Here is a 23,652-nt window from a genome sequence, read left to right as displayed (position 1 = left end):
GTGAGCAGACAGAGCGACGCAGGTGAGCGCGAGCCCTTCGAGAAGGGGCGCGTGCGCACGTGCGTCGGCTGCGGGGAGCGCGTCGGCGTCGACGACGCCCGCGGCGCGCGTCCGCTCGTCCGGCTCATCCTCGGTCCCGGCGGCGTGATCGCGGTCGATCCGGGCGACGGCGGGTTCGGGCGGGGCGCGCACGTGCACCCGCAGCAGGACTGCCTGGCGGCCGCGGTCTCCCGGGGCCTCGCCCGCGCCGCGAAGGGGCGTGTCCACGCGATCGTGGCGGGCGCGGTCGAGCACGCGGAGGGCGCCGACGATCAGGCCGCGCCGGGCGTGGAGCCGCTCACGAGCGTCTCGCTGGCGCGGGCCATCCGGGAAGCGACGGAGCGCCGGCTCCAGGGGCTCGTCCGCTCCGCCGTCCGCTCGCAGCGCGTGGCGATCGGCGCAGATGCGGTCGCGGGGGCGTGCGCGCGGGGCGAGGCCGAGCTCGTGCTGGTCGCGAGCGACGCGGCGGCGGGCGCGGACCTGCCGGAGGTACGGCGGGCGATCGCGGAGGGGCGCGCCGTCGCATGGGGCAGCAAGCAGGCGCTGGGCGCGCTCGCAGGCGGCCCGCGCGAGCGCGGCGTGGCCGTGATCGCGATCTCCTCGGCGTCGATGGCGGCCGCCGTGGCCGGCGCAGTTCACGTCGTGGACACCTGCGCCCGCGTCGAGCGGGGCGAAGATTCAGCGGAGGGCAGGCGGCGCAGCGCTGGTCGGCGGGGACGACCGGCGCGCAACGCGGCCGCCCGACCGGACCAGGGTGACGAGGGCGGGAGCCCCGAGCCGCGGACGGAGGCGCCTGGCCATGCTGGCCCGGGGCCTCGCCGTCGGACGGGCAGGGCGGGGGTGGAATCCGAGCACCCCAGGTCTGCCCCTCGTCGGGCGTTCGGGGATGCCGGGACACAACCTGGCAGCTCGGAGGGCGCGCCTGCCAGCGGCGACGAGCGGCTGGTGTCAGAGAGCGGGGCCGGTCGGCTTCTTGCTACTGCGCCGGGGACCGGGGAAGGCGGCGCGGTCGGGGGCAGGGGGGCGGTGTCCGGATCTACTGGACGCGCCTCGGCGGTGGACAGAGTGGCCGCAAATCGTCGCCCGCGCGGATGGGTGAGGCGGATTGGTTAACGTGGAGCGAGGTGCATGAGCAAAGTCCGGGTCTACGAGGTCGCCAAGCAGCTGAACATGGACCAGAAGACGCTGGTCGCGCTCTTCCAGTCCATGGGTATAGGCGACGTGCGCAATCACATGAGCGCCGTCGAGTCCGACGTCGTCGAGCGGGTTAAGCGGCACCTCGAGCGGCAGAAGTCGCCTGAGGTGGTGGAGGAGAGGATCCGCCCGACGGTCGTCAAGCGCCGCGCGCGGCCCGGGGCTGAGCCCGAGCCGGAGGCGCCTGTGCGCGCTGCTCCGGAGCCGGCGCCTTCCCGGCCCGCGGCTGCGCCCCCCTCTGCCTCTCCGCCGCCCGAGCGCGCTGCTCAGGAAGAAGCGCCGGTCCGCCGCCCCGCTCCGCCGCCGCCCCCCGCTCCCGTCGCAGCTCCCCCGGAGCCGGTCTCCGAGCCGGTGGTCGCCGCGAGCCCGCGCGAGCCCGCGCCGGCCCCCGCCCCCAGCGTGCCCGCTCCGGCCTCGGCTGCGCCGGCCGCGCCGCCCGCCGCGGAGGCGCCGGTGGCGCCGCCTGCTGCGGCTGCGCCGCCCGTCGCGGCTGCTGCGCCGGCTGCACCGCCCCCGCCCGTCGCGGCCGCCGCTCCCGCAGCGCCCGCGCCGGCCGCGGAGCCTGCAGCCGCGGAGGCGAGGGCGGCCTCGCCCGAGCCGAAGCCTGCGGCTCCCGCCGCGGCGGCGCCGCCCGTGACCACCGCCGCGCCTGCGCCCGCTGCGCCTGCGCCTGCGGCCCCTGTTCCCGCCCCGGCGCAGGCTGCTGCGCCTGCGACACCCGCGCCTGCTGCTGCGCCCGCCGCGCCCGCGCCCGCGCCCGTCGCGGCGCAGCCTCCGGCGCAGGCGCCCGCGCCGTCGCCGTCGCCGACGCGCGCGACACCGGCGCCCGCCGCGTCACCCGCGCCCGCTCCGGCCCGTCCGCAGCCGGCTGCGTCCGCTCCGGCGCAGGGCTCGTCCAGGCCAGCGCCCGGCGCTCCGCCGCAGCGGCCTGGCGCGCCGGCGACGGCCGCGTCCCGCCCGCCGCCCCGTCCGACGCCGCCGCCTGCGTCCGCTCCTGCGCCCAGGCCGGACGACGCGGCAGGCGCCGCGGGTCAGGCGCCGCGCCGCCCGTCCTCGCCGCCGAAGACCGGCATCGAGGTCTGGCAGGGTCGTCCCGGCGTCACGATGCCTGCTCCCCGCACCGGCCCGCCGCCGGCGCGGCGCACGACCTACGATCCGCGCGCCAACGCCCAGCAGGCGCGCCCCGGCGGTCCCAGCTTCGGTCCGGGCGGCCGGCCCATGACTGGCGGCCGGAACACGCGGCCGGGGCAGTTCGGGCGGCCGCGCCCGGGAGGCGGCTCTCTCCCGCGCAAGCCGGTCCAGGTCTCCACGCAGGAGATGGCCTCGCACAAGAAGGTCATCAAGATCGAGGAGCAGGTCACCCTCCAGCAGCTCGCCGCGAAGATGAGCCTGAAGGCGACCGACGTGCTCATGCGGCTCCTGTCGATGGGCATGACGGGCGTGAACATCAACAGCACGCTCGACGCCGACACCGCGAAGATCCTCGCGAGCGAGTTCGGATGGAGCGTCGAGGACGTGGCCGTCAGCGAGCAGGACACGCTGACCGCGGCGATGCAGGCCGGGACCGACACCGACGAGGAGGTCGAGATCCGTCCGCCCATCGTCACCGTCATGGGCCACGTCGACCACGGCAAGACGTCGCTGCTCGACCGGATCAGGAAGGCGTCCGTCGCCGAGGGCGAGGCGGGCGGGATCACCCAGCACATCGGCGCTTACCGCGTCGAGACGCCGCGCGGAACGATCGCCTTCCTCGACACGCCGGGCCACGAGGCGTTCACGGCGATGCGCGCCCGCGGCGCCTCGCTGACCGACATCGTGATCCTGGTGGTCGCGGCCGACGACGGCGTGATGCCCCAGACCAAGGAGGCGATCTCGCACGCTCAAGCCGCGAAGGTGCCGATCATCGTCGCGGTGAACAAGATCGACAAGCCGGGCGCCGACGTGGACAAGATCAAGCGCGACCTCGCCGCGCTCGGGCTCCAGCCCGAGGAGTGGGGCGGCGAGACGATGTTCGCCAGCGTGTCGGCGAAGCAGGGGACGGGCATCGACCAGCTCCTCGAGTCGGTCCTGCTCCTCGCCGAGGTCCAGGACCTCCGCGCCAACCCGAAGAAGCGCGCCAGCGGCACCGTCATCGAGGCCCTGCTCGATCGTGGCCGCGGCCCTGTCGCGCGCGTCATGGTCCAGGACGGCACGCTCCGCACGGGCGACATCCTCCTGGCCGGCGCCGCGTGGGGCAAGGTCCGGGCGATGACCGACGAGCTCGGGCGCTCCGTCGCCGAGGCCGGCCCCGCCACGCCCGTCGAGGTCCTCGGCCTCGCCGAGGTGCCGAGCGCGGGCGATCCCGTCCACGCCGTGAAGGACGGGAAGACCGCGGAGGAGATCGCCGAGACCCGCCGGAAGAAGGCGTCGAAGACGCTGATCCCGCAGGACTCGCGCGTCTCGCTCGAGTCGATCACGAAGAACCTGCAGGAGGCCGACCAGCTCGAGCTCAAGCTGATCATCAAGGGCGACGTGCAGGGCTCGGTCGAGGCGATCACCCACGCGCTGGCGAAGCTCTCGACCGAGAAGGTGAAGGTCACGATCGTGAACGGCGCGGTCGGCGGCATCACCGAGGGCGACGTCAACCTGGCGGTCGCGTCGAAGGCGATCATCGTCGGCTTCAACGTCCGACCGGCCGGCAAGGCGGGCGCTCTGGCCGAGAACGAGGGCGTCGAGATCCGGCTCTACAACATCATCTACAACGCCGTGGATGACATCCGAAGCGCGATGGAGGGGCTCCTCCCCGCGACGAAGGTGGAGAAGGTCCTCGGCCGCGCCGAGGTCCGCCAGGTCTTCAAGATCACGAAGGCGGGCATCGTCGCCGGCTCCATGGTCATCAACGGCTCGGTCAAGCGCACCGCCGAGGCGCGCCTCATCCGGGAGAACGTCGTGGTCTGGACGGGGCGCCTCTCGGGGCTGCGCCGCTTCAAGGACGACGCAAAAGAGGTGGTCGAGGGCTTCGAGTGCGGCATCTCGCTCGACGGCTACTCGGACATCAAGGAACGCGACATCATCGAGAGCTTCGAGATCGAAGAGATCAAGACGAAGCTCTGAGCCTCCTGGATGTTCGTCGGCGTCCTCCGCCTCCGCCTCGACATCGTCGGGGCCCGCTCCCTCAAGGACAAACGCAGCGTGGTGCGCTCCTTGAAGGAGCGGGCGCAGGCCCGGATGCGCGTGTCGATCGCCGAGGTCGGCGTGCTCGACGATCCGCGGCGGGCGACGCTCGGCGTCGCGGTCGTCTCGAACTCGGCGGCCATGTGCGACAGGGTCCTCGCGGACGTGGCCGCGATGGCCGGATCGCTGCCACACGCCGTCCTCACCGACCGCGCGACCGAGATCGTGTCGTTCGGTGAGGGAGGGGCAGGGGTCCAGGGCGGCATCGAGCAAGCGCTCGATCGTGACGATGGAGATCTCGGAGCGCCCTCGGACATGCTCGAGGACGCAGAGGACGACGAATGAGTGGCACGGTGAAGCGGGCGACGCGGGTCGCCGAACGGCTCCGCGAGGACCTGTCCAACCTGCTCCGGGCGATGAGCGATCCGCGCATCGCGGGCGTGCTCGTGTCGCGCGTGGAGGTCACGGACGACCTGCAGAGCGCGAAGGTGCACGTGCGGCACGAGTTCGGGGCGGAGGACGCAGCGTCGCGCCGCGCCCTGCTGAAGGGCCTGGAGGCCGCCTCGGGCCGGCTGCGCCGGGAGGTCGCCCGCACGATGGGGCTGCGCGTCGTGCCGACGCTGCGCTTCTTCTACGACGAGGGGCCCGACGCCCAGCGGCGGATCGAGGAGCTGCTCCGCGAGATCAAGGACGACTCGGGCGGCGAGCGCTCCTAGTCTTCGCGGATGGCAAGCACCGCGGCCGCGCCGCGGGCCGACCAGCGCTGGCCGCGCCCGGGCGCGATCACCGCGGGATGAGCCGCTCGATCGCCTGCGCGGGCTCGAGGTCGAAGCGCCACGGGCCCATCTTCGTCGGGGCGTCGAGCGCCGTCTTCAGGGCGCGCAGGAACTCGCGCCGGGGCCACTCCACGGCGCCGAAGCGATCCAGGTGGTCCGTGTACACCTGGCAGTCCACCAGCGCGAAGTCCCAGTCGACCAGGTTCCCGAGCAGCGTCGCGAACGCGACCTTCGAGGCGTCCGGCGCGCGCGCGAACATCGACTCGCCGAAGAACATGCGCCCGAGCGACACGCCGTAGAGGCCTCCGACAAGCTCGCCGTTCGACCAGCTCTCGATGCTGTGCGCGATCCCGGCGGCGTGCAGCGCGGCGTATCCGGCGATGAGCTCCTCCGTGATCCACGTGCCGCGCTGCCCGGGCCGCGGCGCCTCCCCGCAGGCCCGCATGACGTCCGCGAACGCCGTGTCGGTCCGCACCTCGAGCTCGCCGCGGCGCACCCGCTTGCGCAGCGAGTGCGGGATGTGCGCCTCGCGCGGCGGCAGGACGAAGCGCGGATCCGGCGAGAACCAGAGCAGCGGCAGCCCGTCGTGCGGCCACGGGAAGATGCCCCGGCGGTAGCCGGCCAGGAGCCGCTCCGGCGAGGCCTCGCCGCCCACGGCGACGATCCCCTCCGGGGTCGCGCGCTCAGGCGGAGGAAAGTCGAGCTTGCTCGTGAGCACCGGGACGCGCATCGCTTGGGGATCGAATCCTCCCATCAGCGTGCGCGCTTGCAAATAGCCGCGCTGTTTGCGAACGCGCGCTCAGGAGGCGCACACATAGTCGGAGCCCTCGACGAAGCCGCGCGCCGCGAGGTGAGCGCGGATGAGCGCGCGCGCTCCCCGCGCCCCCACGGCGACGACGAGCGTCTGCGCGCCCCGCTCGAGCCGCGACGGGTCGACGATCGGCGCGCCCTGCGCGGTCCGGCCGATCTTGCGTGGATCGATGTCCACGAACCGCTCCGGCAGGACGCCGTTCCGGGCGAGCGCCCTCGCCAGCCGCCGGCCGGTCTTGCCCGCGCCCCAAACAGCCACGGGGCGCGCCGGTCCCAGCTTTCGCGCGAGGTAGTGCGCCTTCGCCTCGAGGAAGCGCTCGATCGCGTACCGCGGATCCGCGAACGTGGCGCGCCCCTCGCGGTGCCGCCACCGCAGGCCGAGCTCCGGGAGCTTCGCCATCCGCACGCCCGCGGCGTCGAGGCGCAGCCACAGGTCGTAGTCCTCGGCCCACGGGGCCTCGCGGAAGCCGCCGACCTGCTCCAGCGCGCTCCGCCGCAGCATCACCGACGGATGGCACAGCGGGGACTCCACGAACATCTCCCGCGCGTGATCCTCGGGCGTGAGGATCGAGTTCAGCCAGTCCACGTAGCGCAGCATGCCCTCGCCGACCGGCCCGGCCGCGAACGCCTCGACGCGCGCGCCGACGACGCCGAGCCGCGGATCCCTCGTGAGCGCCTCGGCCTGCCGCGCGAGGCGGCCGCCGATCGAGATGTCGTCGCCGTCCATGCGCGCGAGGAGCTCGCCCCGCGCCGCCTCGGCCGCTCGGGAGAGCGCCCGGGCGATCCCCACGCCGCCCGCCGCGACCGGGACGACGCGGGGGTCGCGCTGCGCGATGCGCGCGACCGTGGACGGCCCGGCGTCGGTCGAGCCGTCGTCCACGGCGATCACCTCGAGGTCGACGTCGCGCTCGGCGAGCACGCTCTCCAGCGCCTCCTCGATCGTCGCCTCCGCCTGCCGGTACGGGAGCAAGACGGAGACGAGCGGCGCCACGCCGGGACCATGGTGGCGCGCCGGCGCAGCGTCCAGGAGAAGCCCGCGTCAGAGGTCGCGGGCCAGCCGGATGCCGCTCAGCTGCCAGCGCGCGTCCGGAGGGAAGAAGTTCCTGTAGGTCGCGCGGATGTGGCTCGCGGGGGTCGCAGCGGAGCCGCCGCGGAGCACGAGCTGGCTGCTCATGAACTTGCCGTTGTACTCGCCGAGCGCCCCGGACCACGAGCGGAACCCGGGGTACGGCGCGTACGCGCTCGACGTCCACTCCCACACGTCGCCGAGCAGCTGCCGCGGGGCTCCCGGCCGCGAGGGCGCGCCCGCCGGCTCCGGGTGGTAGCGCCCGCGCTCGGCGAAGTTCCCCTCGATCGACGCCTCGCCCGCCTCGCCCGGCGCGGCGCCGCGGGGGACCTCCTCCGTGCCGGCGAGCGCGCCCTGCGCCGCCGTCTCCCACTCGGCCTCGGTCGGGAGGCGCGCTCCTGCCCACCGGGCGTAAGCGTCGGCCTCGTAATGGCTCACGTGGCAGACGGGCTCATCGGCGTCGAGCTCACGGAGCCCGTGCAGCGTGAACAGCTGGAATGTGTCGTCGTGGCGCTCATGGCGCTCGCGGCGCTCCCAGTAGAGCGGCGCCTCCCATCGGTTCGCCACGACCGCGTCCCAGCCGCTCGAGAGCCAGAGCTCCGGCCGCGAATAGCCGCCGTCCTGCATGAACGCGAGGTACTCGCCGCACGTCACCGGCCGCTCCGCGAGCGCGAAAGCGCCCACGAACACGCGGTGCCGCGGCGCCTCGTTGTCGAACGCGAACGCGCCGCCGCCGTGGCCGACCCAGCGCACGCCCTCGGCGTGATCGACGTAATCGACGTAATCGACGCGGCCGAGCGCCCCGGCGCCGCCGCCGCGCCGGCCTGGCGGCGCGCCGCCGAAGATCGCGGGGCGCAGCGGGTTCTGCGCCATCGCGTGCTTCAGATCGGTCAGGATCAGCTCCTGGTGCTGCTGCTCGTGGTGCAGCCCCACCTCGATCGCGAACGCGAGGTCGTCGGCGTGCCGGCCCGCGGCGAGCTCGTCGAGGAGCTCCCGCATCCTCTCGTCCACGTGGCGCCGGTAGCGGTAGGTCTCGTCCACCGTCGGGCGCGACAGGACCCCTCGCCGTGGGCGGCTGTGCCGCTCTCCCACGCTCACGTAATACGAGTTGAAGAGGTACCCGAACTGCGGGTGAAAGGGCGCGTACCCGGCGCGCTCGCCGAGCACGAACGTCTCGAAGAACCAGCTCGTGTGCGCGAGGTGCCACTTCACCGGGCTCGCGTCCGGCATCGACTGGACGACGTGGTCCTCGGGGCAGAGCGGCGCGCAGAGCGACTCCGTGAACGCCCGGACGGCGTCGTACCGCGCCCTCAGCCCGCTCGCGACGCATCGCGCCTGTTCCATCGCGTTTCCTCGGTTCCTTGCCCGCGCGCGGCGCGCCGCCGCGGCGAGCGATGCGGAGGCCTAGCGCTTCTTGAAGTCGCCGAGGTGCGTGATGTACCAGCGACCCTGCCAGGAGATGATCGTGTGCACGTCGAGGCTCGCCGGCTTCCCGTCGAGCTCGAACTTCAGCTTGCCGTGCAGGGAGCGGTAGTAGCCGATTTTGTTGGCCTCGTCCCCCGGGGGCACCCACTTCGGCCTGGAGCCGACCTGGAAGCCGACGAACCGCGCGCCCTCCCAGCTCTTGCGCTTCCGGTGCATCGCCTTCACGTCGTTGAGGTACGCGGCGTGGAGGTTGTCCCAGTACTTGCCGGGGTCCTTCACGTCCTTGAGCGGGATGAACGGCTCCTTCGGGAACCAGAAGGCCTCGGCCAGCGCCGGCTCGTTCTTCACGATGGCGTCGAACAGCGCGCTGGCCCGCTCGGTGAGGTCCTTGCTCTCGAGCGCCGGCATGACCTTCTCCATCGACAAGGCGGACGCCGCGTCGCCGGCGTCGCCTGCGTGGATGGGCGCCGATCCCGGCTGGAGCGTCCCGTCCGCCGCCGCCTCGGTGGCCGCGCGCGCGCCTCCGTCCTGCGGCAGCTCCGGCGTCCCCGCGTCCGTCGGCGGTGGCGCCGACGCCGCCTCGGCCGCGCCTGCGGTCGCTGTCGCTGCTGCCGCCGCCGGTGAGGCGCCGGCCGACGGGGGCTGGGCGCTCTCAGCCGGCCGCGCGTCCGGCGCTGGCGGGGGCGCCGCGCACCCCATCACCACGGCGAATGCGCACGCGACGACCGGCTTCATCATGCGCATGCCCCTATCGCAACCCCCCGGCGCCGACAAGCGACGCCGGGGGCGTGGGCGCGACGAGGGCCGCCCTGCGGCGGGCCCGGATCACTTCTCGAGGATGATGAACTGCACGCGCCTGTTCTTGGCCTTGTTCGCGGGCGTGACGTTCGGCGCGACCGGGCGGTCCTGTCCGTAGCCCTTCGCGACCAGCCGCGAGCCGTCCACGCCTGCCTTGCTCAGCCAGGCGCGCACCGAGTTCGCCCGGGCCTCGCTGAGCGTCTGGTTGTGCTCTCGCCCGCCCGTGTTGTCGGTGTGCCCCTGGATCTCGACCTTGCGGATGTTCGGATTCCGCTGGAGCACGTCCGCGATCTCCTCCATCAGCGCGTTCGAGTCGCCCAGGATCTTCGCCGAGTCGGTCTCGAAGTGGATCTGCCGCGAGATCTTGATCTCGTTGCCCTGCACCTTCACGAGCGAGACCTTCGGCCGCTTGTTCACGGTGAGCTGCGCGCGCGTGTCCTCGCTCGTCCGGACGTCGGCCTGGTTGACGTGGTTCATGTAGCCCTGCGCCTCGACCTTGAGCGTCACCGCGCCGGCCGGCAGGTCGGGGAAGCGGAAGGCGCCGCTCGCGTCGGCCGTCGCGGTCTGCTCGCGGCCCGTCGCGTCGGTCAGCCGGATCGTCGCGCCAGCGACCGCATCGCCGCTCTCCGCGTCCTTCACCGTCCCGACGACGTTCCCCGTCTTCGGCAGCGCCTCGAGCGAGCAATCGACGTCCACGAACGTGGGTCCCTGCGGCTGCGCCGGGCTCGGCGCCGCGCCAGGCAGCCCCGGCTGCGGGCCGAAGGCGCCGGGCTGTCCGGGCTGCGGGCCGAAGGCGCCAGGCTGCGGGCCAAAGGCGCCGGGCTGCCCCGGCTGCGGGCCGAAGGCGCCGGGCTGTCCGAGTTGCGGACCAAAGGCGCCGGGCTGTCCGGGCTGCGGGCCGAAGGCGCCGGGCTGTCCGGGTTGCGGACCAAAGGCGCCGGGCTGTCCGGGCTGCGGGCCGAACCCGCCGGGCTGCGGGCCGAATGCGCCCGGCTGCCCCGGCTGCGGGCCGAACCCGCCCGGCTGCGGGCCGAATGCGCCCGGCTGCGGGCCGAAGGGATCGAACTGCCCGGGCTGCGGGCCGAAGCCGCCGGGCTGCCCAGGCGCTGCCCCGGGGGCGAGGATCGTCGCCTGGCACGTGCCCGGCTTGTAGCCGTTCGCCCGGATATTGAACGTGTACGTCCCCGGCTCGAGGTGGCGCGTCAGGAAGCGACCGTCGGGCCCCGTCGCGTACGGCGGCTGGGGGACGCCCTCGACCGTGACGATGGCGTCCGCCACCGCCGCGTCGGGCCTGTTCTGCTCGTGCACGAAGCCGCGCGCGAAGCTCTGCGGCGCCGGCACGAGCTGCGGCGGCTCCTTGATGATCTGCGGCGCCGGGGCGGGCGGCGGCTCCTTCTGCTTCGTGTCGTACGCGTACCCGATCCCGAGATAGAGCGTCCACGGCGCCTGCGGCGCGACCTCCTCGATGAACACGGAGGTCGCCGACAGCCCGAGGTCGAACGCCGCGTGCCCGGAGAGCCCGCGGAACGCCTTCTCGAACGGCGTCACCCGCACGCCGAGCGAGAGCCGCGAGGGCGCCGCCGCGTACCCCGGGCCGCCCTGGTTCGCCGGATCGGGCGACGCGAAGTCGTCGAGCCCGAGGCAGACGTCGCCGCGCGACACGCGGCTCGTGTGGCACTCGTAGCCCTGCCGGTTCACCGGGATGTCGAGCGTGTACTCGAGGTACGGCTGCACCTTCGGCAGCGGCATCTCCACGCCGAGGTGGGTCTGGAAGAAGTCGACCCGGTTGATGCCGAGCCCGAACCGCTCGATGCGCGTGATCGGCTGCCTGTCGCGGTCGTCCGTGAACGCCCTGGCCCGCTGCTGCTCGACCTCCTCGACGAGGACGCCGGAGTTGTCGAGCTTGTAGCCGAGGTTCAGGTTGACCCGCAGCGGGAACCCCTTGCCCTCCGGCTTGCGCAGGTCGAGCGACGCGAGCCCGCGGAAGACCGCGCTCGTGCCGCCGCCGGCCAGGCCGACGTCGCCGGTCCCGTTCAGCAAGAGCAGCTGCGCCTCGCCGCCGAAGGTGAGCGGCTTGCCGATCTTCGGGGGCGTGAACGCCTTCACGCCGAGCGTCGTGTCGCCGAGCACCTGCAGCAGCCCCGGACGACCTTGATCGTTCGCGTTCGCGAACGTGCGGATCGCCGCGTAGCCCTCGAGGAAGGGCAGGGGGGTCGCGTTCAGCGCGAAGAACGCCCCCACGTGGCTCGCCGAGTCCTCCCGCGCGTCAGGGCCGCACGTGATCGGCTGGCCAGCGGGCGTCGACTCCGCCGGATCGCAGAGGAAGCCGCTCGTGGAGAACCAGTCGAGCAGGAACGACACGCGGAAGGTGCCCGGCGCGCCCGAGCCCGCGTACGACGTCCTGAGGAGGCCGGTCGAGCCCCAGAGGTTCGGCTGCTCGGTGAGCGAGAGCGCGCGCTCCTGCTCGTCCCACGCGGCGGAGCGGGGCGCCGTCGCGCTGGCCTGGACGCCCTGCTCGCCCGCGGACGCCTGCGCGCCGAACGAGAAGCTCGCGTCCGGCGGCGGCTGGCCTGGCGCGGGCGGCTGCCCGGACTGAGGAGGCGGCGCGCCGCCCGGAGAAAAGCCCGGCTGCGGCCCGAACTGGGGCGGCGGCGCGCCGCCCGGAGAAAAGCCCGGCTGCGGCCCGAACTGGGGCGGCGGCGCGCCACCCGGAGAAAAGCCCGGCTGCGGCCCGAACTGGGGCGGCGCGCCGCCCGGAGAAAAGCCCGGCTGCGGCCCGAAGGGGCCCGGCTGAGCGGGAGGAGGCTCGGGCCCGAAGGGCGGCTGCGGCTGCGCCGGCTGGCCCGGAGGCGGCTGCGGTCCGAAGGGCGGCTGCGGCTGCTGCGCCTCGGCGGCGCCCGCGAGCGTGAGACAGCCGACGAGCGGCAGCGCCGTGAGCGCAGCGCGCCGGGGCCTGTCGGCGAACACCTTCAGAAGCGTATGCATCGAGCCTCATCCGCGAGATCGATGAAGGAAACGCCCGCCAATCGGGACGGTAGGACCTCGCGCGCGGCCCGTTGTACCACTCCGGGCGGCACACGAAACAGCGGTTTTCGACGGCGGCAGATTCGCGACAACCCGCGCCGCGCGGCTCGATAAGTGCGGTCTCGCCGCTCTCGGATGCGCGGTCGTTCCGGCCGCCCTCGAGCTCCCTGCGCGTCATCGTCGGACGGCCCGCACGGCCCGCACGGCCCGCGCGGCCCGCGCGCCGCGCTGCCGCGACCGCGCCCCGGTCACAATCGTGCTCGACCGCTGACCCGGCGCGGCCCCGGCCGGGCAGCGACGGGGCCGCGCAGCCGCCCATTTCCGCGGGCGCGCATGCTAGGAAAGCCACCATGGCATCCCGGGGGCGCATCCTGATCGTCGACGACGAGGCCAACGCGCGCGCGGCGCTCTCCGAGATCCTGCGCGAGGAAGGGTACACCACCGAGACCGCGGCGGACGGGTTCAAGGCGCTCGGCAAGCTCGAGGAGTTCGCGCCGGACGTGGTGCTGACCGACCTGAAGATGCCGGGGCTCGACGGCATCCGGATGATGGAGAAGGCGCAGCTCGCCCTCCCGGACGCGACGTTCGTCGTGATGACGGCGTTCGGCACCATCTCGAGCGCGGTCGAGGCGGTGAAGAAGGGCGCGTACAACTACCTGACCAAGCCGCTCGACTTCTCGGTGCTCGCGGTCGTGGTCGAGCGCGCGGTGGAGCGGGCGAGGCTGCTCCAGGAGAACTCGCGGCTGCGCGAGCGGCTGCGCGAGCGCAACGCGTTCGGCCACGTGATCGCGAGCCACCCGAGCATGGTGAAGCTCGTCCGGCTGGTCGAGCAGGTGGCGCCGAGCCGCGCGAGCGTGCTGATCGTGGGCGAGACGGGCACGGGCAAGGAGCTCATCGCCGAGATGATCCACCGCGCCAGCCCGCGCGCGAAGGCGCCGCTCGTCCGGCTGAACTGCGCCGCGCTGAGCGAGTCGCTCCTGGAGAGCGAGCTGTTCGGCCACGAGCGCGGCGCCTTCACCGGCGCGGTCGGGCGCCGCGAGGGCCGCTTCGAGCAGGCGAACGGCGGCACGCTGTTCCTGGACGAGGTGAGCGAGATCCCGCTCGCCACCCAGGTGAAGCTCCTGCGCTTCCTGCAGGAGCGGACCTTCGAGCGGGTCGGCGGCAACGAGACCCTCAAGGTCGACGTGCGCATCCTCGCCGCGTCGAACCGCGACCTGCGCCAGCGCATCGCCGACGGATTGTTCCGCGAGGACCTCTATTACCGCCTCAACGTCGTCACCCTGGAGATCCCGCCGCTCCGCGAGCGCCGGAGCGACATCCCCGAGCTCGCGACGTTCTTCCTCGGCCGCTACGCGCAGGAGAACGGCAAGCGCATCGAGGGGTTCACGGACGAGGCGCTCTCCGCGCTGACGAGCTACTCGTTCCCCGGCAACGTGCGCGAGCTGGAGAACGCGATCGAGCGGGCGGCGGTGCTCTGCGACGGTCCGCGCATCGAGCCCCGGCACCTGCCGGCGCAGATGTCGTCCGAGCCGGCCGAGGCGGCCGACGCGATGCCGCGCATCCCCGGGAGCACCATCTACGACCTCGAGCGCTACGCGATCCTGCGTACGCTCGAGGCGTGCAAGGGCTCGACCTCGAAGGCGGCGACGATCCTCGGCATCAGCCCGCGCAAGATCCAGTACAAGCTGCACGAGTACAGCGCGGCCAACGCGCGCAGCCGGGCGCGGCCGGGCGACGGGACGTCCGGCGAGCACCCCGAGGGCGAGGAGGGCGCATGAGCAGCGGAGCGGAGCCGCTCGTCGAGGAGCGCGGAGGGCGCGGTTCGCTGGCCCGTTCCGGCGGCGAGGCGCCGGACGGCGAGCTGCTGATCGACGTCCGCGGCCTCCTGAAGACGTTCCAGCTGGGCTTCTTGCGCCGCAAGGCGGTCGAGGCGGTGAAGGGCGTGAGCTTCGGCGTGCGCCGCGGCGAGATCTTCGGCTTTCTCGGCCCGAACGGGGCTGGCAAGACGACGACGATCAAGATGCTGACGGGCCTCATCTCCCCGACCGGCGGCGAGGCGTACCTGTTCGGCGCGCGCGTCCCGTCGCCCGAGGCGCGCCGGAAGATCGGCTTCTTGCCGGAGAACCCGTACGTCTACCCCTACCTCACCCCGCGCGAGTTCGTGGAGCTCTGCGGCCGCCTGTCCGGGATGGGCGGCGCGGCGCTGCGCCGGCGGACGATGGAGGTGCTCGATCAGGTGAAGATCGCGTACGCGGCGGACCGGCAGGTGCGCCGGCTCTCGAAGGGGATGCTGCAGCGCACGGGGCTGGCCGCCGCGCTGGTCGCCGATCCGGAGATGCTGATCCTGGACGAGCCGATGAGCGGCCTCGACCCGGTGGGCCGCAAGGAGGTGCGCGATCTCATCTTCGCGGAGCGCGACCAGGGCCGGACGATCTTCTTCTCGACGCACATCCTGAGCGACGTCGAGGCGATGTGCGATCGCGTGGCGATCCTGCGCGAGGGCCAGGTCGTGGTGAGCGGCGCGATCCGGCAGCTCTTGCGGGGCGACGTGCTGCGCACCGACGTCACGCTGGCGGGCGCGTCCGACGGCCTGCTCGCGCAGCTCGGCGCGACGGGCTTCGCGACCTCGCGCCGTGGCGACGTCGTGGTGGTCGACGTGGAGGGCGAGGCGCGCGTGCGCGAGGTGCTGGACGCGGCGCTCAAGGCGGGCGCGCAGGTCGTCGAGGTGACGCCCCGCCGCGAGACGCTGGAGGACCTCTTCATGCGTCGCGCGCTCTAGAGCGAGGCTCGCCCGCTTCGGATACGGGCCCATCTCGACGTTTTCGGTGCTCAGCGTGCTGGAGCACGCCTGCGCGCCGAAAACGCCGATCTGGACCCGTCTCCTGTGCAGGCGAGCCTCGCTCTGGCCGACGTCTTGCTCCTCGGACCTTCCTGAACCGGTAGGCCCGAGGGGAGGGAGCTCGCCGCGCGGGGTGGGGGATGGGCCGATGTCTGCGGGATTTTTGAAGGAAAGCGGTAGGCCCGAGGGGAGGGAGCTCGCCGCGCGGGGTGGGGGATGGGCCGATGTCTGAGCCTTGGCCATCACGCCTCCGGCGCAGCCGGAGGTGTGATGGTCAAGGCGAGTTCGGCGGGGCCCCCACCCCGCGCGGCGAGCTCCCTCCCCTCGGGCCGGGCAGTTCCCTCCCCTCGGGCCGGGCAGCCTGCGCTAGCCCGTGGCCCCCGCGACGTCCTGCTTGGCCGCCTCGATGATCTCGAGCGCGTACGCGCTGATGGTCGACGCGTCCTCGCCCTCGACCATGACGCGCAGCTTCGGCTCCGTGCCGCTCCAGCGCACGAGGATGCGCCCCTTGTCCCCGAGCGTCTTCTCGATGCGATCCACGATGAGCCGCGTCCGCTGCATGCTGTCGAGCGGCAGGCGCGTCGCGAACGTCGCGTTCTCCAGCACCTGAGGCACCCGCTGCATCGCCTTCGAGGCGAGCTCGCTCAGCGGCTTGTCCTCCTCCACCATGATCGCGAGCACCTGCAGCGCCGCCACGATGCCGTCGCCCGTCGTCGCGTGGTCCAGGAAGATGAGGTGCCCCGACTGCTCGCCGCCGAACGAGTAGCCGCCGTTCCGCATCGCCTCCACGACGTAGCGGTCCCCGACCGCCGTCCGCACCACGTGCCCGTTCTGCGCCTTGAGCGCGCGCTCGAGGCCGAGGTTCGACATCACCGTCGTCACGATCGTGTTCCGCGGCAGCTTGCCGGTGCGCAGCATCCTGAGCGCGCAGAGCGCCATGATCGCGTCGCCGTCCACGACCTCGCCGCGCTCGTCGACCATGATCACCCGGTCCGCGTCGCCGTCGAGCGCGATGCCGATCGCCGCGCCGCGCTTCAGCACCTCGGCCTTCATGTGCTCCGGGTGCATCGCGCCCGTCTCGCGGTTGATGTTGCGGCCGTTCGGCTTCACCCCGAGCGCGGTCACGTGCGCGCCGAGCTCGGTGAACACCGCGGGCGCCACGCGGTAGGCAGCCCCGTGCGCCGCGTCGACGACGATCTTCACGCCGTCGAGCGACAGCGCCGTGGGGAACGTGCTCTTGCAGAACACGACGTACCGCCCGCGCGCGTCGTCGAGCTTCACCGCGCTGCCGATCGCCGCCCCCACGACCCGGGCCTCGTCGAGCTCATGGCTCTCCATGAGCCGCTCGATCTCCTCCTCCTCCACGTCGGGGAGCTTGTAGCCGTCGGGCCCGAAGATCTTGATGCCGTTGTCCTGGTACGGATTGTGGCTCGCGCTGATCACGACCCCGGCGTCGGCGCGCATGCTCTGCGTCAGCTGCGCGACCGCCGGCGTCGGGATCGGCCCGCTCAGCATCACGCGCCCGCCCATGGCGCACACGCCGGACGCGATCGCTGTCTCGAGCATGTAGCCGGACAGCCGCGTGTCCTTCCCGATCACCACCCGCACCTGCCGCGATTTCCCGTGGCTCGCGACGAACGCGATCGCGCGCCCGAGCCGCAGCGCCATCTCCGGCGTCATCGGCGGCTGGTTCGCGACGCCGCGCACCCCGTCGGTGCCGAAGAGCTTGCGGCCTGCGGACTGCTTCTGCGGTTCGCCCGTCGCCGACGGAGCGCTCTCCTTCTGATCCTTCTTGGTGTGCTTCGGCACGGTCCCTCTCTGTGGTTGGGGCTGAGGAGACCACCCTTAGCAACCTTTGCCAAGACAGCCTACGGGATCGCGCCGCGTTGACGGCGCGGCCTCATCGCGCCTTGTTTTGGCGCGTCGCTACCGCGCCGTGTTTGGGGTGGTCGCTAACGCGCCTTGTTTTGGCGCGGTCGCTAACGCGCCGCTTCCGGCGGCGCCTCGTTGTTGCGCCGCGCCGCCTCGTTGCTCAGGCGCAGCAACACCGACCTCTGCGTCGGCGTGCGCAGATCGCGCCCCCGCGTCGTCCCCTCGGCGCCGCGGGGCGCCGGCAGGAGCGTGTTGACCAGGCCCATCAGCCGCACCGTCGCTTGCGGCGCGATCCCGTGCGCCCAGCTCAGGAGGTGCGCCGACAGCCCGAGCGTCACCTCGGCGCGCCCCTCGCGCGCCGCCACCACCACCCGGCGCGCCGCGCGACGCGCGTCGACCGTCGCGATCGGGAGCGACGAGGCCAGGCCGAACCAGCCGAACTCGAGCTGCTGGCTGCCGCCGAACTCGGCGTTGTAGATCGACCCCGTGCGCATCGGCCCGGGGATCACCGTCGTGACCCGCGGGCCCTTCGCGCTCCCGTGCGAGAGCTCGGCCTGGAGGCTCTCCGAGAAGCCCATCATCGCGAACTTCGACGCGTTGTACCCGAGCAGGTGCGGCAAGGCGACGCGCCCGCCGATGGACACGATGTTCACGACGCGCGCCGCCCGCCCCTGCTTCTCGAGGTGCGGCAGCGCGCTCAGCGTCGCGTGGACCGCGCTCCAGTAGTTCGAGCGCATCGCCTCGTCGAGCTCCTCCACGCGGAGGTCCTTCATCGGCGCGACCTGGATCACGCCGGCGTTGTTGACGAGCACGTCGATCCGGCCGAACGCGCGCACCGTGCCGTCGATGAACGCCTCGGCCGCCGCTCGATCGCCGAGGTCGCAGGCCACCGCGTGCACCTCGACGCCGAGCGCTCGCAGCCGCTGCTCCGCCCGGTCGAGCGCCCCGGCGTCGCGGCCGTTGATGGCCACCCGGGCGCCGTGCCGGCCGAACTCCTCGGCCAGGAGCAGCCCGAGGCCGCGAGAGCCGCCCGTGATGATCACGACCCGGCCGCGCAGGTCGAGCCGCCGCAGGGCGCGGAACGCCGTCCGCGCGAGCGCGGCCGCCCCGAGGGCTGCCGCTGGGAAGAGCACCGGCGAACGCCGTTTCTTGATGAATGCCATGGCGCCGGAGCCGGCATCGCGCGTGCCATACCGGCGCGCTGGCAGAGCGCGACGCGCCCGCTCCTGCGCGCCTCCGCGGCGCTCCCCCCCGTGATGCCCTGCCGTCCGCTCAGAGCGCCACGACCGGATCCGGCGCGATGCCGAGCAGCGACGACCGCACCTCGCCGACCAGGTAGATCGAGCCGGTCACGACGACGAGCTCGCCCGGCGCGGCGACCTCCATCGCCCGCGCCACCGCCGCGCCCGGATCGCCGATCGGCTCGCCCGGCGCGATCGCGCGCAGCGCCTCGAGCGGGGCGGCCGCGCGGCCCTTGGGCGTCACGTAGAACCGCCGCTGCGCGCGCGGGGCGAGCGTCTGTAGCATCTCGCCCCATCCCTTGTCGCTCATCGCCCCGAACACGAGCGAGGTGCGCGCCGCGCCCGGGCCCTCTTCGTCGAGCCACGCCGCGAGCGCCTGCGCGCCGTGCGGGTTGTGCGCACAGTCGAGGAGGACATGGGCAGCGCCCGCCTCGATCCGCTCCAGCCGGCCGGGCCAGCGCGCGGCAGCGAGCCCCGCCGGCAGCGCGCGCTCGACCTCGGGCCACCGGCCGGCGAGCTGCCACGCGACGCCGCACGCCACGCCCGCGTTCTCCGCCTGGTGCGCCCCGCGCAGGCCGAGCTCCACCTCGATCGCGCGGCGCCCCGGCGCGGCGACGCGCGTCGCGCGCGCTGAAGGCCCCGCCCGCCCCCCGCGCCCGACCGCGATTTCGCCCGCGCGCCCGCCTTGCTCCGACCGCGTCACGCGGAGGCGCGGCCCCGCGCCCACCGCCTGCGCCGCCGCCTCGATCGCGGCGTCCGCCTCGGGATCGAGCGGGCCGAGCACCGCGGGCGCGCCGGGCTTGAGGATACCAGCCTTCTCCCTGGCGATGTCGGCCAGCGTCGGGCCGAGCAGGGCCTGGTGATCGAAGGAGATCGACGTGATCGCCGTGCAGAGCGGCGCCGCGATCACGTTGGTCGCGTCGAGCCGACCGCCGAGCCCCACCTCGAGGATCGCGAGGTCGACCCCCGCGTCGCGGAACGCCACGAACGCCGCGACGGTCAGCGCCTCGAAGAACGTGAGCGGCGAGGGGACCCGCTCGAGCGCGGCCGAGAGCGCCCGCTCGAACGCCGCGTCGTCGATCGGCTCGCCCCCGACGCGGATGCGCTCGGCGAAGCGCGACAGGTGCGGCGACGTGTAGAGGCCGGTGCGGAGCCCGGCCGCGCGCGCGATCGACTCGACCATCGCGCACACGCTCCCCTTGCCGTTGGTGCCGGCGACGTGCACCGCGGGGACGCTCTCGTGGGGATCGCCCAGCGCCGCGAGCGCCTCGCGCACCCGGTCGAGGCCGAGCACCATGCCCCGCGGCGCGCGCTGCCCCAGCGCGTCGAGCAGCGCCGGGAGCCGCGGCGCCGCCGAGGTCATCGCCGCGCCCGGCGACCGCCCGCGAGGTGCTGGAGCAGCGTCCCGAGGTAAGCCTTCATCTCGGGGCGCGGCACGATGGCGTCGACCATGCCGTGGTCGAGCAGGAACTCGGCCCGCTGGAAGCCCGCCGGCAGCGTCTGCCGGATCGTGTTCTCGATGACCCGCGGGCCGGCGAAGCCGATGAGCGCCTTGGGCTCGGCGATGTTCACGTCGCCGAGGAAGGCGAAGCTCGCCGCGACGCCGCCCGTGGTCGGGTGGAGCAGCACGGACAGGAACGGCAGCCGCGTCTTCCGGTACCGCTCGAGCGCGGACACGCTCTTCGCCATCTGCATCAGCGAGAGGATGCCCTCCTGCATCCGCGCGCCGCCCGACGACTGGAGGAGCACCACCGGGAGCTCCTCCCGGGCCGCGCGCTCGAACAGGCGGGCGATCTTCTCGCCGACGACGGAGCCCATGCTCCCGCCCATGAAGGCGAAGACGAACGCGCCGTAGGCGATGTCGCGGCCGTCCAGCCTCGCCCGGCCGATCTCGATCGCCTCCTTCGACCGGCTCTTCTTGTGGAGCGCGGCGACGCGGTCGCGGTAGCTCTTGCCGTCGCTGAACCGGAGCGGATCGTTCGGGACGAGGTGATCGTCCCACTGGGCGAGCTCGCCGTCGTCGAGCAGGAGCCTCCGCCACCCGTCGGCGTCGAGCTTGTGGTGGTGGCCGCACTGCGAGCACACCTCGAAGGTGCGCGCGAGCTCGGCGGCGTCGTGCGTGTGCGCGCAGCCGTCGCAGCGACGGAACACGCCCGCTCCCAGCGAGCGCTTCTCGCTCGCGTCGGTCGTCGGCAGGGTCTTTTCGGGCCAGGTCATCGGCGAACCCTCAGGCGCTCCCGAGGTCCATCTCCATCACGTCGGAGGGGACCCGCAGGGTTGGTTGTGTCTTCTCCTGCACCTCTCGGGCGCTCACGCCGGGCGCGAGCTCGCGCAGCACGAGCCCCTCGGGCGTCACGTCGAGCACGGCGAGGTCGGTGATGATCCGGTGGACGACGCCCCGCCCGGTGAGGGGCAGCGCGCAGTCGTTCAGGATCTTCGGCGCGCCGTTCTTGGCCGCGTGATCCATGATCACGACCACGCGCTTGGCGCTCACCACCAGGTCCATCGCCCCGCCCATCCCCTTCACCATCTTGCCGGGGATCATCCAGTTGGCAAGGTCGCCCTTCGCGGAGACCTCCATGGCCCCGAGGATCGCGAGGTCGATGTGGCCGCCCCGGATCTGCGCGAACGACTCGGCGCTCGAGAAGATCGCCGAGCCGCGGAGCATCGTCACGGTCTCCTTGCCGGCGTTGATGAGGTCCGGGTCCTCCGAGCCCTCGGTCGGGTAGGGGCCGATGCCGAGCAGCCCGTTCTCGCTCTGGAGCACCACCTCGATCCCGGCGGGGATGTAGTTGGCGACGAGCGTCGGCATCCCGATGCCGAGGTTGACGTAGTAGCCGTCCTTGAGCTCCAGCGCGGCGCGCTGCGCGATCTGTTCCCGCGTGAGTCCCATCGTGTCCCCTGTCCTTCCGCCGCGCGCGGTCAGGCCGAAGCCGCCTTGCGCACCGTGCGCCGCTCGATCCGCTTCTCGTAGCGCTCGCCCTGGAAGATCCGGTGCACGAAGATCCCGGGCGTGTGGATGTGGTCCGGGTCGAGCGAGCCGACCTCCACGAGCTCCTCGACCTCGGCGATCGTCACCTTCGCGGCCATGGCCATCATCGGGTTGAAGTTCATGGCGGTGTGGCGGTAGACGAGGTTGCCGAACCGGTCGCCCCGCCAGGCCTTCACGATCGCGTAGTCGCCGCGGATGGCCGGCTCGAGCACGTAGTCGCGGCCGTCGAACTGCCGCACCTCCTTCTTCTCGGAGTACCGCTTCACCGTGCCGTCGGGGCTGTAGAGCACCGGCAGCCCGCCCTCGCTGATGGCCGTGCCCGCCCCGGTCGGGGTGTAGAAAGCAGGGATCCCGGCGCCGCCCGCGCGGATGCGCTCGGCCAGCGTGCCCTGCGGCGTGAGCTCGACCTCGAGCTCGCCGCTCAGGTACTGCCGCTCGAACTCCTTGTTCTCGCCGACGTACGACGAGATCATCTTCCGTATCTGGCGGTTCTGGAGCAGGACCCCGAGCCCGAAGGCGTCGACTCCGCAGTTGTTGGACACGACCACGAGATCCTTCGTGCCGAGCTCGCGGAGCGCAGCGATGCAGTTCTCCGGGATGCCGCAGAGGCCGAAGCCGCCCGCGAGGATCGTGGCGCCGCTCGGGATGTCTCTCACCGCATCCAGCGCGCTCTTGTAGACCTTGTCCATGGCCGCAAGAGAGGTAGCCCAACTGGCCGCGAGGCAAAAGCCTCCGCTGCCGCCGCGCACGCCGCGACGCCGGCGCCGCAGCGCGGCACAGGGGCCGGGCGGTGCCGGCCTTGACGCGGCGCCGCGACGCGCCCCGCGAACGCCGCAAGCGTGGCGCGCCGGCTTCTTGGCCCTGCCCGCCGAAACCCCGTAACGCACCGGTGTGCCTCGACCGCTCTCCCTGCTGTTCACGATGCTGGCGCTCTCCTTGCCCGGCTTCCGGTCAGCCGACGCCGCGACGGCAGCACCGGCGCGCCCCGCCGCGGCGTCTTCCGCGCAGCGGGCGCCGCGCGCTGCGCGGAAGACGCCGCGGGCGTTGCGCGCGAAGGACCCGAACAAGGGCCACCGCCCCCGCGCCGGCGACGCGGGCCCGAGATCGACCGAGCCCGCCAGGACCAAGGCCGCGCCCCGGACGCCCGCCTCGTCGGTCGGCCATCCGAACGAGGGGCGCCTCGAGGGCGGCGTGCGCCTCGACACCTCGCGCAAGGACATCCGCGTCGTGCCCGCCTACGCCCACGCGGACGTCCGCTGGGGGCTGCCGGCGCTCGTCGGCATGATCGAGCGCGCGGCGCGCGGCGTCGCCAGGCGCTACCCGGGGGCCGTGCTCGACGTCGGCGACCTGTCGCGCCAGCAAGGCGGCGAGGTCCACCGCCACAACTCCCACGAGAGCGGCCGCGACGTCGACCTCGGCTTCTACGCGCTCGACGCGCGCGGCAAGCAGGTGCACGCGCCGTTCTTCCTGCGGTTCAACGCCCGGCTCGCCTCGACCAACATGCCCGGGGCGCGCTTCGACCTGCCGCGCAACTGGCTCCTCGTGCAGCACCTGCTCACCGACCCGCGCGCCCGCGTGAGCCACATCTTCGTCTCCGATCCGCTTCGGTCCGCGCTGATCGCCCACGCGAAGCGCATCGGCGTCTCGCGCGCGCTGCTCGTCCGCGCGCAGCTCGCCATGATGCAGCCGACGGGCTCCGAGCCGCACGACGACCACATGCACGTGCGCATCTCCTGCCCCGGCGCCATGCGCGGCAGCTGCATCGAGCTCGCGAAGAACGCGCCCTCGTTCCGCACGCGCGCGCGGATGGCGAAGATGGCCAGGGCGCTCCGGACCCCGGCCGCGCGCCCCCAGAAGACGACCGCGACGCCGGCGCGGCCCGGCGCGGCCGACGCGAGCCGCCGCGAGCCCGCGGCGCGAGCCCGCCCCGAGAGCCCGCGGCCCGCGAACGCGCGGCCCGAGAGCCCGCGACGCGAGGAGCCGCGCCCCGAGAAGGAGGGGCGCCGCGCCGAGCCGCGCGCCGGCGAGCGAGACGCGCTCCCCCTCGCCGCCGCGCGCGCGGCCGCCCAGCAGCCCATGGGCGGCCTCGACCTGTCGTTCCTTCGACCTTCAGCCCCTTCCGCGTCGCAGGAGGAGGTCGAGGCCGACTCCGACGGCGCCGACGCGAGCGGCGCGCTCGACGACAGCGGCGCGCTCAAGATCACGGACTGACGCCGCTGGCCTCCGGCATCCTCCCGCGTCAGCAAAGAGAGATTAACGCGCTGCATTGAAGGTAGTCCCGCATTCTTTGATCGGGGCGTCCGGCCATCTGGACCTGGAGAGAAGTCCTCGTGCAGACTGGGTGAACAAGGGGGGTGTTCATGCGGCAAGCGGACTCCCACACCTCGATTCCGACGCTCCCATCCACTCCCTCGCTCGTCGCC

18 protein-coding genes are annotated in these 23,652 nt (G+C 73.4%); 7 read left to right on the top strand and 11 right to left on the bottom strand.

Annotation, left to right across the window (positions count from 1 at the left end; all coding sequences use genetic code 11):
- Genes WME85_RS35625 through rbfA form a run of 4 tightly spaced genes read left to right on the top strand, consistent with a single transcriptional unit; the run spans position 1 to position 5,102 of the window.
- Positions 1-1,152 carry a DUF448 domain-containing protein gene (locus tag WME85_RS35625; RefSeq protein WP_437827547.1) on the top strand — a complete coding sequence of 384 codons (1,152 nt, stop codon included), beginning with the start codon at positions 1-3 and terminating at the stop codon, positions 1,150-1,152.
- Positions 1,153-1,167: 15 nt separating this feature from the next.
- The gene (gene infB, locus WME85_RS35620; RefSeq protein ID WP_437827546.1) at positions 1,168-4,326 is read left to right on the top strand and encodes a translation initiation factor IF-2; all 3,159 of its coding nucleotides are present in this window, start codon (positions 1,168-1,170) and stop codon (positions 4,324-4,326) included.
- Positions 4,327-4,335: 9 nt separating this feature from the next.
- Entirely contained in the window at positions 4,336-4,731 is a 396-nt protein-coding gene (locus tag WME85_RS35615) for a DUF503 domain-containing protein (protein WP_437827545.1), read from the top strand.
- Positions 4,728-5,102, top strand: coding sequence for a 30S ribosome-binding factor RbfA (gene rbfA / locus WME85_RS35610; RefSeq protein WP_437827544.1), 375 nt, complete (start codon positions 4,728-4,730; stop codon positions 5,100-5,102). The genes WME85_RS35615 and rbfA overlap by 4 nt, the downstream gene beginning before the upstream one ends.
- Before the next feature lie 67 nt (positions 5,103-5,169).
- On the opposite strand, the gene aat is transcribed toward rbfA, so the two are convergent.
- The 5 genes from aat to WME85_RS35585 form a co-directional block, all read right to left on the bottom strand.
- Positions 5,170-5,892 carry a leucyl/phenylalanyl-tRNA--protein transferase gene (gene aat / locus WME85_RS35605; protein WP_437827543.1) on the bottom strand — a complete coding sequence of 241 codons (723 nt, stop codon included), beginning with the start codon at positions 5,890-5,892 and terminating at the stop codon, positions 5,170-5,172.
- Between the two features lie 69 nt (positions 5,893-5,961).
- Entirely contained in the window at positions 5,962-6,963 is a 1,002-nt protein-coding gene (locus tag WME85_RS35600; RefSeq protein ID WP_437827542.1) for a glycosyltransferase, read from the bottom strand.
- 48 nt (positions 6,964-7,011) lie between these two features.
- On the bottom strand, positions 7,012-8,382 hold the full coding sequence (gene egtB / locus WME85_RS35595) for an ergothioneine biosynthesis protein EgtB (RefSeq protein WP_437827541.1): 1,371 nt from the start codon (positions 8,380-8,382) through the stop codon (positions 7,012-7,014).
- Positions 8,383-8,442: 60 nt separating this feature from the next.
- A complete protein-coding gene (locus tag WME85_RS35590) occupies positions 8,443-9,201 on the bottom strand; it encodes a hypothetical protein (RefSeq protein ID WP_437827540.1) in 759 nt (252 codons plus the stop codon).
- A gap of 87 nt (positions 9,202-9,288) precedes the next feature.
- Positions 9,289-12,246, bottom strand: a complete 2,958-nt coding sequence (locus WME85_RS35585) for a carboxypeptidase regulatory-like domain-containing protein (RefSeq protein WP_437827539.1) — start codon at positions 12,244-12,246, stop codon at positions 9,289-9,291.
- 389 nt (positions 12,247-12,635) lie between these two features.
- On the opposite strand from WME85_RS35585, the gene WME85_RS35580 reads away from it, so the two are divergent.
- Together WME85_RS35580 and WME85_RS35575 are read left to right on the top strand one after the other, a co-directional pair.
- Complete coding sequence (locus WME85_RS35580; protein ID WP_437303506.1) at positions 12,636-14,063, top strand: sigma-54-dependent transcriptional regulator; 1,428 nt, start codon at positions 12,636-12,638, stop codon at positions 14,061-14,063.
- A complete protein-coding gene (locus WME85_RS35575; RefSeq protein ID WP_437827538.1) occupies positions 14,060-15,064 on the top strand; it encodes an ABC transporter ATP-binding protein in 1,005 nt (334 codons plus the stop codon). Before WME85_RS35580 ends, WME85_RS35575 begins: the two co-directional genes overlap by 4 nt.
- 426 nt (positions 15,065-15,490) lie before the next feature.
- On the opposite strand, the gene glmM is transcribed toward WME85_RS35575, so the two are convergent.
- The 6 genes from glmM to WME85_RS35545 all read right to left on the bottom strand — a co-directional run bounded on the left by glmM (position 15,491) and on the right by WME85_RS35545 (position 21,918).
- Entirely contained in the window at positions 15,491-16,933 is a 1,443-nt protein-coding gene (gene glmM, locus WME85_RS35570) for a phosphoglucosamine mutase (RefSeq protein ID WP_437303504.1), read from the bottom strand.
- Positions 16,934-17,103: 170 nt separating this feature from the next.
- Positions 17,104-18,129, bottom strand: a complete 1,026-nt coding sequence (locus tag WME85_RS35565; RefSeq protein WP_437827537.1) for an SDR family NAD(P)-dependent oxidoreductase — start codon at positions 18,127-18,129, stop codon at positions 17,104-17,106.
- A 139-nt stretch (positions 18,130-18,268) separates the two neighbouring features.
- Complete coding sequence (locus tag WME85_RS35560) at positions 18,269-19,600, bottom strand: bifunctional folylpolyglutamate synthase/dihydrofolate synthase (RefSeq protein ID WP_437827536.1); 1,332 nt, start codon at positions 19,598-19,600, stop codon at positions 18,269-18,271.
- On the bottom strand, positions 19,597-20,454 hold the full coding sequence (accD, locus tag WME85_RS35555) for an acetyl-CoA carboxylase carboxyltransferase subunit beta (RefSeq protein WP_437303501.1): 858 nt from the start codon (positions 20,452-20,454) through the stop codon (positions 19,597-19,599). The genes WME85_RS35560 and accD overlap by 4 nt, the downstream gene beginning before the upstream one ends.
- A 10-nt stretch (positions 20,455-20,464) precedes the next feature.
- Entirely contained in the window at positions 20,465-21,130 is a 666-nt protein-coding gene (locus WME85_RS35550) for a CoA transferase subunit B (protein WP_437827535.1), read from the bottom strand.
- A 29-nt stretch (positions 21,131-21,159) separates the two neighbouring features.
- A complete protein-coding gene (locus WME85_RS35545; protein ID WP_437827534.1) occupies positions 21,160-21,918 on the bottom strand; it encodes a CoA transferase subunit A in 759 nt (252 codons plus the stop codon).
- Positions 21,919-22,120: 202 nt separating this feature from the next.
- Here WME85_RS35545 and WME85_RS35540 point away from each other — a divergent pair, with 202 nt between their 5' ends.
- On the top strand, positions 22,121-23,440 hold the full coding sequence (locus tag WME85_RS35540; RefSeq protein WP_437827533.1) for a penicillin-insensitive murein endopeptidase: 1,320 nt from the start codon (positions 22,121-22,123) through the stop codon (positions 23,438-23,440).
- Positions 23,441-23,652: the final 212 nt, after the last annotated feature.

Source organism: Sorangium sp. So ce1153 (assembly GCF_051521595.1).
Taxonomy (GTDB): Bacteria; Myxococcota_A; Polyangia; order Polyangiales; family Polyangiaceae; genus Sorangium.
The sequence above is the reverse complement of the archived record's forward strand: the minus strand, read 5'-3'. Positions and strand labels throughout refer to the sequence as shown.

Coding starts and splice junctions, on each gene's coding strand:
- WME85_RS35590 (WP_437827540.1), bottom strand. CDS start 9,201: ATGATGAAGCCGGTCGTCGCGTGCGCATTCGCCGTGGTGATGGGGTGC.
- egtB (WP_437827541.1), bottom strand. CDS start 8,382: ATGGAACAGGCGCGATGCGTCGCGAGCGGGCTGAGGGCGCGGTACGAC.
- WME85_RS35615 (WP_437827545.1), top strand. CDS start 4,336: ATGTTCGTCGGCGTCCTCCGCCTCCGCCTCGACATCGTCGGGGCCCGC.
- WME85_RS35580 (WP_437303506.1), top strand. CDS start 12,636: ATGGCATCCCGGGGGCGCATCCTGATCGTCGACGACGAGGCCAACGCG.
- accD (WP_437303501.1), bottom strand. CDS start 20,454: ATGACCTGGCCCGAAAAGACCCTGCCGACGACCGACGCGAGCGAGAAG.
- infB (WP_437827546.1), top strand. CDS start 1,168: ATGAGCAAAGTCCGGGTCTACGAGGTCGCCAAGCAGCTGAACATGGAC.
- aat (WP_437827543.1), bottom strand. CDS start 5,892: ATGCGCGTCCCGGTGCTCACGAGCAAGCTCGACTTTCCTCCGCCTGAG.
- WME85_RS35575 (WP_437827538.1), top strand. CDS start 14,060: ATGAGCAGCGGAGCGGAGCCGCTCGTCGAGGAGCGCGGAGGGCGCGGT.
- WME85_RS35585 (WP_437827539.1), bottom strand. CDS start 12,246: ATGCATACGCTTCTGAAGGTGTTCGCCGACAGGCCCCGGCGCGCTGCG.
- WME85_RS35550 (WP_437827535.1), bottom strand. CDS start 21,130: ATGGGACTCACGCGGGAACAGATCGCGCAGCGCGCCGCGCTGGAGCTC.
- rbfA (WP_437827544.1), top strand. CDS start 4,728: ATGAGTGGCACGGTGAAGCGGGCGACGCGGGTCGCCGAACGGCTCCGC.
- WME85_RS35545 (WP_437827534.1), bottom strand. CDS start 21,918: ATGGACAAGGTCTACAAGAGCGCGCTGGATGCGGTGAGAGACATCCCG.
- WME85_RS35560 (WP_437827536.1), bottom strand. CDS start 19,600: ATGACCTCGGCGGCGCCGCGGCTCCCGGCGCTGCTCGACGCGCTGGGG.